The following is a 17407-nucleotide window of genomic DNA, read 5'->3' as shown; positions in this document are numbered from 1 at the left end:
ATTTCCACGTGGGGGAGATCATTCCATGGCAGGGCTGACGCCTGGCTTCGTTGTTCCCGCAGAGTACTTCTACGCCCTCGGCGCCGCGATGCCCATGTCGATCGACGCGGCCACCCGGCTGACGATCGCGGGCGGCCAGTCGGAGTCGGCGCTCACCGCGCAGATGCAGCAGGCGCTCGACGCCGGCACGATCGCGTCGGCCGGCCTGATCACGCCGCTCCAGGCGGCCCGGCGCATCCTGGCGGTCACCGCGGTCAAGGGCACCGAGCCGCCGTGCCGGATCGGTCCGTCCGACGACGCGTCCACGCTCGTCACCGACTGGCTGGCCGGCACCGACCCGGACGACAAACTGTGGTCGAACCTGCTGACCACGGGCTCGGCCTCGGCCAAGGCCAAGCACCGCCGCGGGCAGTTGAAGCTCATCCTGTGCGCGCTGACCGGGTTCGACGACACCTCGGCCTCGACCGTGCTCAGCGACCTGGTCGCGGCCGTGCAGCAGCCGCTGGGCAGCCCGCCCGGCAGCACCGGGCTCGGGGTCTCCGACGCCGACGGCCTCGCCCAGGTCACGGCCGACGCGTGGACCGCGTTCCTCACCGCGCACCCGCAGTTCCTCGCGCCGTTCACCAACCCGCCCGGCGCGTACACGTCCACGACCGACCGGATCCGCGCGTTCCTGCGCAGCGTGCAGCACTTCTACACCACCGGCACCGCCACGCCCGCGGACCTGACCCTGGCGCCCGGCAGCGCGCCGATGCTCGACCGCTACGGCTTCGACCCGCTGCAGTCCTTCCTCGTCGAGTACTACGACGCGACCGGCGTCGCCTTCACCTTCGGCACCAGCGCCGCGGCCGACGCCTCCGCGCAGGCCGCGATCGCCGCCGTGTTCCCCACCGACGCGGCCGCGGCCGCCTGGCTCACGCTCGCCGTGGCGGCGATCAGCGACCTCGCCGCGGTGACCGCGGGCCTGGTTCCGGCGGCGTCGAAGAACGCGGCGAGCCTCGAGTTCTCGATCATCGAGGCCTTGTACGCACGCGGCTTCACCTCGAAGAGCGCCATCGCGGCGCTCGACCAGGCGGACTTCGGCGCGGCCGTCGCCGGGTCCGTCGCCTTCCAGTGGGCCGCCGCGATCTGGACCAACGCCGGCGGCGTCGCCGGCGGATCCGGCGGCCAGCCGGGCCCGTTCGTCCCGGTCAATCCGGACGGCACGCTGACCGACTGCATCCCGCCGGAGCAGCTCTCCCCGCTGGGCCCCGTCGCGTACCTCAGTGAGCTGTTGAGCGCCGGACCGGACTCGACCTGCGACGCGGTGCGCTCGCCCTCGGGCAACGACTTCGCCTCCGCCCTGCTCGACCGGCGCGGCGACCTCGGCGGCCTGCTCGCGACGGCGGCCAACCTCAGCACGCGGCTTCCGGTCGTGGACCTGGTCAACGAGTGCCTGGAGAACATGGCGAGCGCGGTGGCCACGAGCGCCGGCCCGGTCTGCGGCAAGGAGTACGAGACCGCGGGTGACGCGGTGGGCGACCATCGGCTCGCGCCCCCCGGCAGCGACGGCGAGCCCGGCGCGGCGCCGGGCGACCCGTACCGGCACGGCCCGGCCGCGCTCTTCGCCGCGCTGCCCGAGCATTCCTCCCCGGCGAGCCCGGTGGCCGCGCCCGGCGGTTACGCGGCCCTGGCCGCCGACTTCTCCAGCCCGCTGCTGCCGTACAGCCAGCCGCTGGACGTCTCCCGTTCCAGCCTGCGCGCGGCGGGATCGAGCCGGTTCGCGTTGCTGCGCCACTTCCGGGCTTCGATCACCGAGTTCGTCCTCGATGTCACCGATCCCGCCGGCTTCGACACCACCCTGTGGCGCCTTCCGGTCCGGCGCGACATCGCGATCGAGTACCTCGGCCTGGATCCGGCCGAGTACCAGCAGCTGTTCGCGACGCCGATCGCCACCGCGACTCCGGTCCCGGCGGGCGAACTCGCGGCCTGGACCCTGTACGGATTCGCGCAGAACGCCGACCAGGACGTCGACTGGACCTCGACCGCGCTCACGCTCAGCGAATTCCTCGCGCGGACCGGGCTGGACTACTGCGAGTTCGTCGAACTCTGGCGCTCGGGGTTCGTCCCGTTCCACCGCCTGCCGTCGGACGACGGGAACCGCCAGGGTGACGGCAAGGGCGACGGGGGCTCGCGGAGCACCGACTTCGGCGACTGCCCGCCGTGCGACCTGAGTCGGGAGCGGATCGTGTTCGGGCAGCCGGGCACGGACGGCTCGGACGGCTCGGACGTGCCGACCGTGGCGACGCAGCTGGTGCAGCTCGCCGTCTTCATCCGCCTGTGGCGCAAGCTGCGCACGCGGGGGTGCGAGGGCTACACCTTCACTCAGCTCGCTGATATCTGCACGGTGCTCGGTCTGTTCACGGGCGGCGGCGACTCAGTCGATGCAGGTTTCCCGGCCCAGCTCGCCGCGTTCCAGATGCTGCGCGACGACCTGTGCCTGCCGCTCGGCTTCGTCGAGGATCCCTCGGCGTCGGTCTCGGGGGCCGGACGTACGAGGCTGCTCGCGCTGTGGGCACCGGACCCGGCCGCGGTGCAGGACGCGTGGACCTGGGCACTGGCCCAGGTCATGTCGCGCCTGCAGGCGTACGCGGCGGAGCGCCACGCCTGCGAACGCCGGGCGCCCGAGTTCCTCAAGGTCCTGACGGACAACCTGGATCCGCTCTCCGTGCTGGCCGGCTTCGACCCGGCCACGCCGACGGACACGTGGCACGCCTCGCCGACGCGTACGCAGCGGATGGTCGAGGTGCTGGCCAAGGTGTACGCGTCGCCGTTCACGGTGGGCGACCTCGAGCTGTTGTTCTCGGGCACGCACGTGACCGGGGAGGACGCGTTCCCGCTGCAGACCGAAGGGGACGCGATCGACGATCCGCTGGAGCTGCCCGACGACGAGCACGAGCACTCGTTGTGGGTGTTGCGCAGGCGGCTGCTCGACGCGGAATCAGACCTCGATGAGGACGAGCTGCCGCGGTGGACGTGGCCGCGGATCCAGTCCTCCTTCAGCGAAGAGTTCGGATACGCACCGTCGAGTGGCACGGACCCTCTCACCGCGTTGGCCGAGCACGCGTTCCCGAACGTGCTCGAACGCGAAGGACAGTCCGTACCGCCGGTCGCCCGCCGCTATCGCAGCCCGCTGAGCGCGGCGGCCACGACACCCGGGATGTGGAACGGCGATCCGGACGGCGCGTTCCACTACGACGCCGCGACCGAGTACCTGTGGAGTGAACTGCCGCTCTCCGACGAGCGGGTGCTGCAGAGCCTGGCCCGGCTGCGGCAGCTCAAGGGCGGCGCGGCCGGCGCCAGCGAACTGCTCGCGGTGCAGGAGGTCTACTGGCAGGCCAGGCAGCAGCTCGCCGCGCTGGGCTTGCTCTTCCCCGACCTCGCCGAGGCCGACCGCCAGCTGCTCCAGCACGGCGACGAGGAGGCACGCTGGCACTACTTCCGGCGCGCGTTCGTGCTGGCCCGCCGACGCTGCCTGATCATCGCGGAGCACCTTGCCCGGCACGCCGACCCGGCCGCCCGGGCGGATGCGGACAGGGACGGCGATCACGACCGGCACGAGCACGACCGGCACGAGCACCGGCACGATCACGATCGGCACGAGCACCGGCACGATCACGATCGGCAGGAGCGGGCCTGGCTGGTGCTGCGTACCCTGCACGCCGACGAGAACTTCGCCGCCGGCTCGTGGGAGCAAGCCGACGGCTCGGCGCCGCCGCTTACCTGGGCGCAGCCGACCGGCGGCGCCTTCGCCGCGCTGCTCGGGCTGTGCGGCACCGGCCTGCTCACCGAGTACGCCGCGGCGGGCGCGGCGCCGCTCTGGCGTGAGACCTCGGGCGCGCTCGACGCGTTCGGCGCGGACCGGAGCCACTGGAACGCCCCGGTGCCGACGCTGCTGCCCGCGCTCGACACGCCGACCCCGGCCGGGGGAGAAGTCACCGTCCAGAACGGGATCGCGCGCTCCGACGAGCGTGACGTGCGGCTCGGCGGCGCGCAGGGCTTCACCGTCACCTGGACCGGAGTGCTGTTGATCGAGCGCCCCGGACGGCATCGCTTCGCCGCTGGTGCCCCAGCCCCGCGCGGGCACCGCCCCGACCTCGAACGGGCCGAGCGGTGCGCGTGGCGGATCCGGCTGAGCCGGGGGCAGCGTTCCTGGGTGCTGCTGAGCCACGGCTGGAGCGGGCCGGGGCCCGACACCGCGCCTGAGACGGAACTCGACCTCAAGCGCGGCGCGTACACGCTGACCATCGAGCTCGAGCGCCCGACTCCGGCCTACCATCAGCCGGACGACGTCCGCGGGCAGCACGCCGGGTTCGAGCTCGCATATGCCGGCCCGGACACGGACGGCGAGCTGATCCCGATCCCGCGCACCCGGCTGTACCTGGCCGAGAAGACGGCGAGCCTGGGGGACCGGATCGAGCTGGCCTCGCCCAGCGCCCAAGCCGCCCTCGTCGGGCGGTACCCGGGTTCCCTGCGCGACATCCGGCGCACGTATCAGCGTGCGTATCTGGCGCTTCGGCTCGTCAGCCGGTTCAGCCTCTCCGCCCGGCGGCACGAGGACGGGCAGTCGGAGCTCGGCTATCTGCTCGCCCATCCGGATCGGTTCGCCGGCACCGCGTTCCACCGCTCCAGCAGCGGCTTCGTGCAGTCAGCGGCCCACTTCGACCTCGATTTCCTCCCGGTGACCGACACGTACCTGCCGCCGACCGCGACCCAGGACCTCCGGGCCGCGCCGACGGTGCCCCGTCAGGCGGCGCTGTTCGACTGCTGGGAGCGGCTGTTCGACTACACCGGGCTGCGGCTGAAGGACCGTCATGCCCCGCGCCGGGGCGTGTGGCGGCTGTTCCAGACCGCCGACGAGGCGAATCCGGGCGACGTGCTGCAACTGGCCCCGCATCTGGACGTCGAGCTCGACCACAACGACCTCGTGCAGCAGTTCGACGGGCTCCAGGCGCTGCTGGGCAAGGGCGAACTGACCGCGCAGAACCTGACCGACGAGCGGTGGCCCATCCGCTGCCTGCACGCCGAGCGGTGGATCCGGCGGCTCGAGGCCGCGTGCGCGCACGCGCCGATCGCCGAAGCCCGCCCGGCGCTGTGGGCGGCCGAGGACCCCGGCGCGGGCACCCCGTCCGGGAACGACTCGCTCACGGCGTTCCTCCAGGACGCGATGCTCGAGAGCGGCGCGCCGCGGCGCTACCGCGATCTGCGCGACTTGGACGACGGCCTGCGCGAGCGGGCGCGGCGGGCGCTGCTCGCGTATCTGTGCGCGATGGACCGGGTGCCGCTGCCCGGACCCACGGCCACGTGGGCGGGGCGACCGCGGGATCTGAGCGATCTGCTGCTGCTCGACGTCGAGGCCGGCCTGGGCGAGCGGTCCAGCCGGATCGAGGACGCGGTCAGCGCCGTCCAGGCGTTCGTGCGCCGGGCCCGGCTGCACCTGGAGTACGGGGTGACGCTGCCCGCCGCCTTCCTGTCCCTGTGGGACGGGCGATTCGCGAGTTTCCGCTGCTGGCAGGCCTGCAAGCGGCGTGAGCTCTACCCGGAGAACTCGATCGAGTGGACCGAGCTGGAGCACGCGCGACGGGACGAGGGCTTCCGCTTCCTGGAGAGCGAGCTGCGTACTCGGGCGCTGACGATCCCTGTCCCCGCGGGCATCGAGCACTGGACCGCACCGGCCGTGCCGGCGCACGCCGGACTTACGGTCATCCAGGCACAGCAGCCCTCGACGCTGCATCTCCCGGTCGCCCCGCAGACGGCCGGGCCCGCGGACGCCGCCGTGCCGACCGAGGCCTTCGGGCTGCTCGGCCGACCCGAACGCGCCGCCCAGCCCTCGTGGCTGGCGTTGCTGACCACCGACTCGCCCCCGTCGCCGACCGGCGGGAACCAGATCGGCGGCCAACCACGCGCGGCGGCCGATACGCAGCCCACTGATGTGTCGTCTGCGCCCACGGCCTCGACGCCGCCGCCGAACGCGGTCCACGGTGACGAGCCGTCATCCGTCGTGGTGCCGCCGCCTCTGCCCGCGGCCCGCCTGCCGTACTGGATCGAGGCCGCGGTCGGTCTCGGCGTGCGCTTCCTGCGGGTGGCGGCCTCGGGCGAGCCCGTCGGCTCCAGCGTGCTCGTCGGGGAGGGCACCGGGCGGGACTGCTGCGCGGACTGCGGTGCGATCCACCCGCCGAACGTCGACGAGTACTACTTCTGGCTCGCGGACTCCCGCTTCTACGACCTGCCCGACCCGCAGGACGCCGACCGCTACGGGAGCACCGACGACGACTCCGACTGGGAGAATCCGGCGCAGTTCCCGAAGCTGCTGCAGTGGGACTCGCAGCCGATGGTGCACCTGCACTGGTGCCGCGTGCACAACGGCGAGTTCGGCGAACTGCGGCGCTCGAGCGAGGGTGTGGCGCTCGACGGCTCGCAGCCCCTCGACCCCGCGGGCCCGCCGACCCTGGAACTGCGCGGCCGGCGGGGCGACTCCCTGGTGTTCCGCGTCGACGACGGCTCGGGCGGCGCCGGCACGATCGCGCAGTCCTCGGGCGGATCCGGCTTCACCTGGCAGCCCCCGTACACCGGCTGGAACGCCGAGACCGGCTGGCGCTACGACCTCGCCGCCGACGACGCGGTCCTGCTGCCGCTCGTCGTGACCGCGCCGGACCCGGAGCTGCTCGCGCCGCCGATGCCCGGCACCGAGAGCTTCGGCGGCCTCGCCGCCTACCCCTTCTTCGCGTACTTCCGGCCCGGCGCGCCGCTGCTCCCGCTCTCGGCCTTCGCCCCGGCCCTCGCCGTCGCCGACACGCTGCGGGCGCACTGCCGCTACGAGGACGCGCTGAACTGGTACCGCACCTACTACGACCCCTTCGCCGGGGACAACACGTGGGATCCGGGCAACCCGCCGACTCCCGCGGTCGCGCGGCAACGGGCGAGCCTGCTCGCCCAGACCGAGACCCTGGTCGCCTGGGGTGACGCGCTGCTGGGGACGCACTGCGGCTGCGGCGGACAGAGCGAGGGGGCGCCGGAGTCCTACGCGATGGCGCGGACCGTCCTCGACGCGGCCCGCACCGTCCTCGGCCCGACTCCGCGGACGGTCGTGCAGGGCCCGCCGTCCGGCACCGCTCCCACCGTCTCCGGATTCAGCCCCCTGACGCCTCGGCTCAACCCGCGCCTGATGTCGGTGTACGAGCGCGTCCAGGACCGGCTGACCCTGATCCACGAGCGAGACGACCGGCGACGCCGCCGCTACGGCGAGCCGACGTCGTACTGGGGCGCGGATCCGGTCCGCGACGGCTGGCGGACCGCCGAGGGACACTGCTGCGACGAGGGCTGCTGCCCGCCGAACCCGTACCGCTTCGTGTTCCTTCTCGCCAAGGCGCTGGAGCTGGCCGGGCAGGTGCGTTCCTTCGGCTCGGCACTGCTCTCGGCCTACGAGAAGGGCGACGGCGAGCATCTCGCGGCGCTGCGGGCGAGCCACGAGCGCCAGATGCACCACCTCACCCTGGCGGTCCGTCAGGACCAGTGGCGCGACTCCGACTGGCAGGTCCAGGCGCTCAAGCAGGCCAAGCTCAGCGCGCACAACCAGCTCTCCTACTACACCGGCCTGGTCGACGGCGGGCTCAACTCGAACGAGAACCTCTCCGCCGACCTGACCGGCGTGGGCATCGGCCTGCAGGTCGCCGCGCAGGTCTTCGAGATGATCGCCCAGCTCGGCGGCGTCATCCCGGACGCGTACGTCGGGACCATGGACTTCGTCAAGATCCCGATGACCGGGTCCAGTTTCACCAACTTCTTCAACTCCGCGGGCAAGGCGCTCGGCTACCTCGCCCAGGACGTCCACGCCGGCGCCGGCCTCGCGCTGACCGAGGGCGGCTGGGACCGGCGGCTGGCCGAATGGCAGCACCAGGTGGACATCTACACCATCGAGATCGAGAAGCTGATGCGCGAGATCCTCGGCGCGGAACGCCGCTCCGACGCCGCGCTGCGCGAACTCAACAACCAGCAGCGGGCGGCGGAGGCGAGCACCGAGGTCGAACAGTTCCTGCGGGACAAGTTCACCAACCGCGCGCTCTACCTCTACCACCAGCGCGAGACGGCGGCTCTGCACCGCCGCGCCTACGAGTTGGCGCTCGAGACCGCGCGGCAGGCCGAGCGGGCGTTCAACCACGAGCGCGGGGAGAAGGCGCAGTCCTTCGTCGACGGCGAACTCTGGGACGACCTGCACGAGGGCCTGCTCGCCGGAGAGCGCCTGGAGTTCGCGCTGCGCCGGATGGAGAAGGCGTACCTCGACCGCAACCGGCGCGAATACGAGCTGACCAAGCACGTCTCGCTGCGCCGCGACTTCCCGCTGGCCCTGCTGCGGCTCAAGAACGAGGGCGTCTGCGAGATCGAGATCCCCGAGTGGATGTTCGACCTCGACTACCCCGGGCAGTACCTGCGCCGGCTCAAGAACGTGACGCTGACCATCCCCTGCGTCGTCGGGCCCTACACCGGGGTGCACTGCCGGCTGACCCTGCTCGGCGGCGTCACGCGCGTGGACCCGCGGCTGCTCGGCCCGGTCGCGCGCTGCTGCGGACGGCCGGTCCGGGAGTGTGCCTGCCCCGGCGAGATCCGGGACGGGGACGCGCAGGGGTACCGGGCGATCCCGGGCGACCCGCGGATCGTGCGCTCCTTCGCCGCGACCGACGCGATCGCCACCTCCAGCGCGCAGCACGACGGCGGGATGTTCGAACTCAACTTCCGCGACGAGCGCTACCTCCCGTTCGAGTTCGCCGGGGCGGTCAGCCGGTGGCGGATCGAACTGCCGCGGGAGAACAACCAGTTCGACTTCGACTCGATCTCCGACCTGGTGCTGCACCTGAACTACACCGCGCGCGAAGGCGGCGACGCCCTGCGCCGCGCGGCCGCGACCGAATCCGCCGGACGGCTGCCCGGAAACGGGATGCGGCTGTTCGACGTGCGCTATGACTTCCCCGACGCCTGGGCGGCGCTGCGGCCGGGCCGCGAACACCGGCCCGGCCATCCCAGGGTGCTGCGGCCGGAGCTGAGCAGCGCGCTCTTCCCGTTCGTGCAGGGCAGGCGCGTGCGTGAGGTCGGCAAGCTGCTGCTCTTCTTCGCCGCTCCGGACGCCGAGCCGGGCCGGCACCATCTCGTACGCTTCCGGCCGGTGGAGCAGGAGCAGGAGCAGGAGCAGGAGCAGGAGCGGGACGGGGACGGGCGCGGCGGGGACGGACGCGACTGGGACGGGCGCGACGGCCGGGACCTGGTCCAGGACGTCACGTGCGTCGCCACGGCGGCCTGGCCGGGGCTCTTCTGCGGCGTGGTCGACCTGGCCGAGACTCCGCTGCGCCCCTTGCCCGAAGAGCTCGCGCAGGCGCTGTTCACGTTCGAGTTCCCGGACTCCGTCGGCGAGATCTGCGGCGTCTACCTGCTGGCCGGATACGAGGCCGCCTGCCGGCCGCGGTGCGGGGACGAGCCGGCGCGCCCGTGCTCCTGCGGCTGCGGTCGGTGAGGCGGGGTGGAGCAGCAGGCGCCGGCCCAGCCGGAACCACCGCACAAGGACGCCGCGCCGCCGATCTCGCTGCCCAAGGGCGGCGGCGCCGTCCGCGGCATCGATGAGACCTTCGGCGTCAACCAGTCGCACGGCACCGCCTCGCTCACCGTCCCCCTCCCGGTCTCGGCGGGGCGCGACGGCTGGACCCCGCAGCACTCGCTGACCTACGACTCCGGCGGCGGCAACGGGCCCTTCGGCCTCGGCTGGACCCTGGACGTGCCGGCGATCACCCGGCGCACCGACAAGGGCCTGCCCCGGTACGACGACGCGAACGAGTCAGACATCTTCGTCCTCACCGGCGCGGACGACCTCGTGCCGGAGACGGACGCCACCGGATGCCGGATCTCGCGGCGCAGGATTGTGCACGGGATCGCGTACACGGTCTATCCGTACCGGCCGAGGATCGAGGGCCTGTACGCACGGATCGAGCGCTGGACGGACGGCGGCGGCCGCAGCCACTGGCGCACGATCAGCTCGGACGGGATCACGGCGCTGTTCGGCTACGACCCCGGCAGCACCGTCGAGAGCCACGAGGAGACCGCGCGGGAGGCCGGTGCGCCGAGCCGGATCTACTCCTATCTGCTCTGTCGCCGCTTCGACCTGCGCGGGCACCTGACCGTCTACGAACACCGCGCCGAGAGCGGCCAGGGCGTGGACACCGCCGCCGCGCACGAGGCCAAGCGCACCCCGGCCCAGCGCGCGGCGCAGCGGTACCTGCACGCCGTCCGCTACGGCAACATCGAGCCCTGGCACGCCGAGTGGTCGGAGCACGGCCCGGAACCCGCACTGCCCGGCGCGGACGGATTCCACTTCGCACTGGTCCTGGACTACGGCGAGTACGACGCCGCGGTGCCGTCCCCGGGCGACGAAGGCCCCCGCGCGGTGCGGCCAGACCCGTTCTCCACCTACCGCGCGGGCTTCGAGATCCGGACGTATCGCCGCTGCCTGCGTGCCCTGATGTTCCATCACTTCCCGGACGAGCCGACCTGCGGGCCGCACCGCCTCGTGCGCGCCCTCGAACTGCGCTACACCGACCAGATCGAGACACCGGACCCGGCCGCGCCCGTCTACACGACGATCGCCGAGGTCGTCGACGCCGGATACGGTGACGACCCTGGCGCCGCCGGCTCTGCGCACCCCCGCCGCCTGCTGCGCCGTGCCCTGCCGCCGTTGGAGTTCGAGTACAGCCGCGCCGTCGTCGACCCGACCATCAGGCAACTGCCTCGGGAGAGCACGCGCAACCTGCCGCAAGGGTTCGTCGACTCCGCCCTGGAATGGGTCGACCTGCACGCCGAAGGCCTGCCCGGCGCGCTCTACCGCGGCCGCGACGCCTGGTGGTACAAGCGGAACCTGAGCCCGCTCGAACCGGCCTCGGGCGCGCGCCTGGGCGAACTGGAACGGGTAGCGGGCCTTCCGGCCGGCACCGACGTGCGGCTGCTCGACCTGACCGGCGGAGGCCACCTCGACGCGGTCACCTTCGAGCGCGGATTCGCCGGCTACAGCGAGCGCGTCGGATCCGAGGGCTGGACGCCCTGGCAGTCCTTCGCCACGATGCCCACGGTTCCGGCACAGGGCCCGCGGCAGCGCATGCTCGACCTCACCGGCAACGGCACCCCGGACCTGCTGCTCGCCGAGGACGAGGTCTGGCTCGCCTACCCGTCGCTGGGCCGCGCGGGCTACGACAGCGCCCTGCCGAACCGCGCGCCCTGGGACGAGGGGACCGGCACGACGCTGGTCCTGTCCGACGAGGCCGAGAGCCTGCACCTGGCCGACATGACCGGCGACGGGCTGAGCGACCTGGTGCGCACCCGCAACGGCGAGGTCGCCTACTGGCCCAACCTCGGCTACGGCCGCTTCGGCCGCAAGGTCACCATGGACCGCGCGCCCCGGCTCGCCGCCGAGGGCGAGTTCGACCCGGCCCGGGTGCGCCTGGCAGACATCGACGGCACCGGAACCGCCGACCTGCTCTACCTCGGCGTCGACGGCGTGCTCGTCTGCTTTAACCAGTCCGGCAACGCGTGGTCGCGGCCGCGGCGCCTCGCGGTCTTCCCCGGAGCCTCGCGCGAGACCGCCGTCCAGGTCCTCGATCTGCGCGGCACCGGCACGAGCTGCCTGGTCTGGTCCTCCTCTTTGCCGGCGGAGGCCGGAGCCACGCTGCGCTACATCGACCTGATGAGCGCCGGCAAACCCCACCTGCTCGTTCGGGCCCGCAACAACGTCGGCGGCGAGACCCGGCTCACCTATGCGCCCTCGACCCGCTTCTGCCTGGCCGACCGGGAGCGCGGCGAGCCCTGGGTGACGACGCTGCCGTTCCCGGTGCAGGTGGTCGAGCGCGCGGAGGTCTTCGACTGGGTGACGCGCAGCCGCTTCGTCACCCGCTACGCCTACCACCACGGCTACTACGACGGACTGGAGCGCGAGTTCCGCGGCTTCGCCGTCGTCGACCGCTGGGACACCGAGGAACACCGCGGGGACACCGCCTTCCCGGAGGCGGAGAACTGGGACGCGGCCTCCTGGTCGCCGCCGACGCGCACCCGCAGCTGGTTCCACACCGGAGCCTTCGAACTCGGCGAGGACGTCTCCCGGACCCTGCGCGCCGGCTACTGGAGGGAGCCGCACGAGCCCGGGTGCGCGGACACGACACCGCGGCTGAGCCACCCCGTGCTCGACGACGGCTCGGCCCCGGGCGCCGGACCGCTCAGCCCGGCAGACCTGCGCGAGGCGGCGCGCTCGCTGAAGGGCTCAGTCCTGCGCACCGAGACCTATGCCGAGGACGGCTCGCCGCGCGCTTCGGTGCCTTACACGATCGAGGAGCACACGTACCAAGTCCGTTGTCTGCAGCGCATCGGCGGCCAGCGGCACGGCGTCTTCTTCTCCCGCAAGCGCGAGAGCGTGTCCGCGTTCTACGACCGGATCGCGCACGATCCGCGCGTCGAGCACGATGTCCTGCTCGAAGCCGACGACTTCGGGCAGCCGCTGCGAGCCGTGGCGATCACCTACGGCCGCCGTCGGAACCGGCCCGCACCGGAGCCCGCCCTGCCGCGGGAGATCCAGGCCCGGCTGGCGTACGACCAGTCCCGGCTGCATCTGCGCGCCACGCGGACGTCGTGGACGAATCCGGTGCTGGAGGCCGACGCCCACCTGCTGCCCCTCGTTGCGGAGGTCGTCACCTGGGAGATCACCGGAGCACGGCCCGCCGCGTCCGGCCCCGAGGGCGCGGGCCTTTTCACCCCCGCCGAACTCGACTCCCTGTGGGCCGCGGTGGACCGGCCCTCGGCGACCGTGCCCTATGAGCAGGCAGTGGCATCAGACGTCGATGGCGCCCTCGATCCCGACGCGCCCGATGCGGCGCCGCTCCGCCGCGAGGTCGCGCACCACCGCACCCACTACCGCCGCGACGACCTGACCGGGCTGCTCGAACTCGGCCGGGCGGAGCCGATGGGCCTGCCGGGCCAGGAGTTCCGGCTCGCCTTCACCCCGGGCCTGCTCGCCCGCGCGTACGGCAGCGCCAAGGCGGCTGCGGCCGGAGTCGCCGTCACCAGTGAGGACCTGATCGAGGGCGGATACGTCCGCCGCGACGGACACGACGGCTGGTGGATCCCGGGCGAGGAGAACCGCTACTCGGCCGGAGACGGCGATACGGCGGCGACGGAGCTGGCCCGGGCCAGAGCGCACTTCTACCGGGTACGGCGCGTGCTCGACCCCTTCGGTGTGCGGCGCGACGACTACGACCGCTACGACCTGGGCGCGGTGCGGGCCGTGGACCAGGTGGGCAACGTGCACAGCGCCGCGATCGACTACCGCACGCTGGCTCCCCGGGAGGTGACCGACCCCAACGGAAACCGCGCCCGGGTGCTCTTCGACGCGCTCGGCATGGTGACCGCGAGCGCCGTGCAGGGCAAGGAGGACGAGGATCTCGGGGACAACCTCGACGGCGTCGTCGCGGACCTCGACCCGGCGGCCGCGGCGCGCCATCTGGCCGACCCCTTGGCCGATCCGCTGGCGGTGTTGGGAAATGCCAGCAGCCGCATCGTCTACGACCTCGACGCCTTCCGGCGCACCCGCGACGACGCGCAGCCGAAGCCGGTCGTGGCCTGGACCATCGACCGCGAGACGCACCTGTCGGATCTCCGCGCGGGGGAGCGGACCCGCTGTCGGCACACGCTCGTCTACTCGGACGGCTCGGGCCACGAGGCGCAGCACAAGACGCAGGCCGAACCAGGACCCCTGGCCGAATCCGGGCCCCGGCTCGCCGAGCGCTGGGTCGGATCCGGCTGGACGGTGCGCGACAACAAGGGGCGGCCGGTCCGCACCTATCAGAAGTTCTTCTCCGCGACCCCGGGCTTCGAATTCGCGGTTCGGCGCGGCGTCAGCACGGTGCGTCTCTACGACCCGCCCGGGCGCACCGCGGCGATGCTCCACCCCGACGGTACCTGGACGAAGACGGTCAGCACGCCCTGGTCGCGCATCGCCTTCGACCAGGGGGACACCGCCTCATTCCCGGATCCGCGGGAAGACCCCGACGTCGGCGGGTATTTCACCCGGCTGCTCGGCGCCGGCCCATTCCGGTCCTGGGTTGCGCGCCGGGCCGACGGCGACTACGGCGAGACGGCCGCAGACCGCTCGGCCAACCAGGACGCCGCGGTCAAGACGACCGCCTACGCCGACACCCCGGCGGTCGAGCACCTCGACTCGGCCGGCCGGACCTGCCTGACCGTCACGGACCTCGGACCGGGCGGGCGCCACGGCGTCCGGCACGCCTACGACTGCCTGGGCGAAACCATCGCGGTGCTCGACCCGGCCGGGCGGCGGCTGCTGGAGTACCTGGAGCGCGAGGCACGTCCGGACGGCACGACCGCGTACGTACTCGGACGTGACCTGGCCGACCGCGAAATGCTCCACCACCACATGGATTCCGGCGGCCGGTGGATGCTCGTCGACATCGGCGCGCGCCCCATCCGGGGCTGGGACGAGCGGGGCTTCGCCACCCGGACGCGCTACGACGCGGCCCGCCGCCCGACCCATCGGTACGTCACCGCCCCGGGCGGCGGCGAGCGGCTGCAGCAGCGCACGGTCTACGGCGAGGGCATGCCCGCGGCGAACCTGTGCGGCGAGGTGTTCCGGCACTACGACGCCGGCGGCTTCACCGCCAACGACTCGTGCGACTTCAAGGGCAACCTCGTCGACCGGTCGCGGCGGCTCTCGGTCAGCTACCGCAGCGACGTGGACTGGGCTCCGATCACCGAGCTCGACCACACCGCGCCGGCCGAGCTCGCCGCGGCACTCGACGCCGCCACCGCCGGCCTGCTGGAGCCTGAGCTGTTCCAGGGCCGCGCGCTGCACGACGCGCTGAACCGGCCGGTGCTCGCCGTCGCGCCGCACGTCGACGGCGCCCCCCGCGACATCGTCATGGCCTGCTACAACGAAGCGGGCCTCGTCGGCCGGGTCGACCTCTGGGAACAGGCCACCGACACCCCGGACCACCTGCTCGACCCCGACACCGCCTCGACCCATCCGGTGCGCGCCATCGACTACGACGCGGAAGGCCAGCGTCTGCGCGTCGTCCACGGCAACGGCACGGTGACGACGAGGTCTTACAACCGCCGGACCCTCGCGCTGACGCGGCTGACGACGACCCGGCCGAGCGGCTACCCGGCCGATGCCCGTACCGTGCAGGACCTCGCCTACACGTACGATCCGCTCGGCAACGTCACCCGGCTGCGGGACGACGCGGACATCCACGACGTGGTCTTCTTCCGCAACCAGCGGGTCGACCCCACGGCGGACTACACGTACGACCCCGGATACCGCCTCGTGCGCGCGACCGGGCGCGAGCATTTGGGCCAGGCCGGCGTCGCGGCCCAGGTCACCGACAACGACCGCTCGCGCATCCGGCTGCCCAACCCCGGCGACGGCCGGGCGATGGCCAACTACGCCGAGACCTACGACTACGACCCCGTCGGCAACCTGCTGGCCATGGCACACCGTGTCGCGGGCACGGGCTGGACCCGGCGCTACCGGTACGCGGAGGCCTCCAGGATCGAACCCGGCGTCACCGGCGACCGGCTCTCGGCCACCAGCCTGCCGGGGGACCCGGCGCACGGCCCGTACTCGGCCCGCTACGGCTACGACGCGCACGGCAACACGACGTCGATGCCGCACCTGGCCGCGCTGGCCTGGGACGAGCAGAATCAGCTCACTGCCACAACGCGCACGGTCGTGCACGAAGGCACCGGCGAGACGACCTTCTACGTCTACGACTCCGGCGGCGTCCGGATCCGCAAGGTAGTGGAGGCGCCGTCCGGCCGCGGCGACGGCGGTACTGGAGGCGGCGGCACCGGAGACGGCGGTACGGGGACCGGCGGCACGGGATCCGGCGGGCGGCGGCTGCGTGAGCGCATCTATCTCGGCTCGGCCGAGTACTACCGCGAATACGACCTCGACGGCGAGAGCGTCACCCTCGAGCGTACGCAGCTGGCGGTGGCCGCCGACCGCCGGTCGGTGGCGCTGCTGGAGCGGCGCACGATCGGGACCGACCCGGCGCCGGCGCGTCAGCTGCGGTATCAGTACCCCAACCACCTGCCGACCGTGTGCCTGGAGCTCGACGAAGCGGCCGCAGTCCTGAGCTACGAGGAGTACTTCCCGTACGGCAGCACCTCGTATCAGGCCGTGGACGCGCAGACCGAGTTGCCGAAGCGGTATCGCTGGAGCGGCAAGGAACGCGACGAGGAGAACGGCTTCTCCTACCACTCCGCGCGCTACTACGCCCCCTGGCTCGGCCGCTGGACCAGCGCCGACCCGGAGCATCTGGCGGACGGCCCGAACGTCTACGCCTACGCGAGACAGAACCCGGTCACCGTGATCGACCCGACCGGCACGGTCGGCCTCGCCATCGGCGCCGGCGCCGTGGCCCTCGAGGCCGGCGGGCTCGAGCTGCTCGGGGGCGGCACCCTGGCCCTGACCGAGGGCGTCGGCGGCGGCAGCCTGCTGGCCGGCGGAACCGTGACCGAGGGGCTGCTCGGCAGCACGGCGGTGCGCTGGGGCGGCGCGCTGCTGCTGGGCGGACTGGGTATGGCCATCACCACCTACCGGCCCACCGCGCGGCCCGAGGTGCACCCGTACGCCGGGCCGTATCCGGTGCCCTCTCCCGCGCCTCCCGTGCCCATTCCGGTGCCGCCGCCCCCGGTGCCGGACCCCAAACCCGTGAACCCGGTCCCGGTGGCACCGCCGGTTCCGGTCGTGCCGCCGGTGCCCATCCCGGTGCCGCCGATCCCGATCCCGGTACCGCCGGTGCCGATCCCGGCGCCGCACGCGACGCCCAGGCCGCGGGCCGTTCCGCGCACCAGGTCGACCACCGACGTGCTGCCGCGCACCTGGGACATCCCCCGCACCCGGCAGCGCCGCAAGCGGGCTCTGCGCTACCTGACGTACACGAAGGTGAACCCGAAGAACGGCCGCACCTACGTGGGCTACACGAGCGGCTACGGCACGGTCGCCGAGCTGCTCAAGTGGCGCGACGCCTACCACCACATGAACCTGCTCGGCTACGGCAAGGCGCGCCTCGACAAGGTGGTCGACGCGACGCTGCCCTACGCCGAGTTCCGCCTCGACCCGTCCTACTGGGCGATCCGCGGCCGGGAACAGCAGATGATCGACAAGTTCGGAGGTGCGATCCGGGAGAAGGGCCTGGCACACACGAGGTCCGGCAACGACATCCGCGGCGTCGGCAAACGCAACCGCGAGGGCAAGCTCTACGACGCCGCGGCCACGGCCGCCTTCGGCCGCGTGGCGCCGTACACCGGCAAGTAGCGGCGAGCCGGCGGT

At 72.9% G+C, this 17407-nt stretch carries 2 protein-coding genes; both read left to right on the top strand.

Going from position 1 to position 17407, the window contains the following annotated elements; all coding sequences use genetic code 11:
• Positions 1-25 precede the first annotated feature (25 nt).
• A complete protein-coding gene (locus KDL01_RS12970) occupies positions 26-9541 on the top strand; it encodes a Tc toxin subunit A-related protein (protein ID WP_212528699.1) in 9516 nt (3171 codons plus the stop codon).
• Positions 9542-9547: 6 nt separating this feature from the next.
• Complete coding sequence (locus tag KDL01_RS12965; protein WP_212528698.1) at positions 9548-17392, top strand: SpvB/TcaC N-terminal domain-containing protein; 7845 nt, start codon at positions 9548-9550, stop codon at positions 17390-17392.
• Positions 17393-17407 lie beyond the last annotated feature (15 nt).

This window comes from Actinospica durhamensis, assembly GCF_018139695.1.
GTDB classification, from domain to species: Bacteria; Actinomycetota; Actinomycetes; order Streptomycetales; family Catenulisporaceae; genus Actinospica; species Actinospica durhamensis.
The sequence above is the reverse complement of the archived record's forward strand: the minus strand, read 5'-3'. Positions and strand labels throughout refer to the sequence as shown.

Bases quoted from the DNA above. Each gene is read 5' to 3' on its own strand.
- KDL01_RS12970 (WP_212528699.1), top strand. From the start codon at position 26: ATGGCAGGGCTGACGCCTGGCTTCGTTGTTCCCGCAGAGTACTTCTAC.